Raw genomic sequence first — 1733 nt, 5'->3', positions numbered from 1 at the left:
TCAGGGCTGCGCCCCGACACCCTGTCAGTCTGATTCAGCTTTATCTTTTGACGGTGAGCGACGGTACTTTTTGGATTCGGTTTTCCACTCAAAAGCAATGCGTGAACCATCATCATCGCCTTCGGGAATATCATCCCCGATTACCATATCGGCATCAGTTTCCTGATCGAGTTTCAGTATGTCTTTGAGTGCGCCACCGGTAGCCACAAATCGGCGCTTATGTGTCTGCTTAGTCAATTCGAGGAACCATTCAGGATCAGCAACCATGTCAGCCGGCTTCGTGGAATATTTCAGGGTTTCAGCCACTGCGCCCCGTACAAGTTCCGCAGTTGCAGAAGCCAATGATTCTCCGTCCTTAGGCTTGCGGGGTTTTACTGCTCGAACATCAACATTCGGATCGTAATTCACACGCAAACACTCTCGCCAAAGCTCTACCCAGCGGTCATGTTTAACATAATCTCGCGTGAACATTGAGGGAGGAACCATCATCAGAGTGTGAAAGTGCGGGTGCGCACTACCGTCACTTCCACGTGTAACTTCCGTGGTGCGGATCCAGCCCTGAACAGGTCGAAACTCTTTGCGATCCTTAAGTCGCTGGAAGGCCATGTTCATTCGGTTAAGTGTCTCACCCAATTCCCCGATCGCGCAGTTTCGCACTGTGAGGGTCAGGAACATCCAGCGTGCATCTGGATAATCCGCAACAATACGCGGCAGGGACTGATAAAAACGGGCTTGCCACATCAGGGATCGCCTCCACTGGCAGACAGGACAGTGCCGGACACGGCAGAAATGCGCCTCACGTAGCCTAAGGCGAGTTTCTCCAGTTTCTTTGAGGGTAGACCAACCAAACCTCAGTAAACCGCCACAGGAAGCCATACGCGCCCCGTAGCGCTCATATTCGGCTGCGAGAAGGTAAATCCCACCTACGTCGTCAGAAACGCTTTTGTGAGCGTCCCAGGGCGCGTCTGAGGGGGAGTAATCCGTGAGGTTCTGGAGTTTAGGGTTTTGCATGCACACCGTCCCATGCTGGGCGATGGCTCATTTGACGTGTTATCATTGCCGTATCACCTGTTGGTTGTCGCTTCGAATCGAATTTCTGCAGGTGGTCACACCCCCGAACGATGGCCGTCGTTGCGGGGGTCGCTTTTAAGGCGACCACTCCCAACAGAATACTTCCAAAACCTTCTACAACGCAAATAAGCCCCGAAGCCTTGGTACGCAAGGCTTGATGCCATTTTTTATCGCCAGAGTTATCCCTTAAGTATAAATACAAGGATCGCGCGCGGATCGAACCAGCCATTCAACGCCCACCCGCCACCAAAAACTGCCACAACGCCAGGAGCGAAACAGCAACGCTCAACGCACTATCAACATGATTAAGAACCTCAAAAAACATAACAACCTCACTCGAATGGAATTGGGTAAATCTATTTAGTCTGTGATTTGCGAACCCATACTTTTTCGCATCACGACAGAACCAACTCCATTCGTTCTGGTTGTATCCGGTACCAGACAATTAAAAACCGTCTTCCAGGTGGTTGGCCTCACTTCGTGAATCCAACCACCTCAGCCAATTTTTCAATCAGCAATGTCGTCAATCACTAAATCGGAACCCACTGGCAAGCCAGCGGGACCCCACGATTTAGAGTTTGACGATTTCGGAAACAGCGAGCGCTGGCAGATTTTAATCTGACTGCGTGAGGTGTTGGCAGGGTGTCGGGGCGCAGCCCTGA

1 protein-coding gene is annotated in these 1733 nt (G+C 51.4%); it reads right to left on the bottom strand.

The genetic code is table 11. From position 1 onward, the window contains the following. Positions 1–24: 24 nt before the first annotated feature. Positions 25–1011 carry a protein rep gene (locus KHQ28_RS08400; protein ID WP_016245711.1) on the bottom strand — a complete coding sequence of 329 codons (987 nt, stop codon included), beginning with the start codon at positions 1009–1011 and terminating at the stop codon, positions 25–27. Positions 1012–1733 lie beyond the last annotated feature (722 nt).

It is taken from the genome of Klebsiella sp. 28 (assembly GCF_018223905.1).
Taxonomy (GTDB): Bacteria; Pseudomonadota; Gammaproteobacteria; order Enterobacterales; family Enterobacteriaceae; genus Klebsiella; species Klebsiella pneumoniae.
The sequence above is the reverse complement of the archived record's forward strand: the minus strand, read 5'-3'. Positions and strand labels throughout refer to the sequence as shown.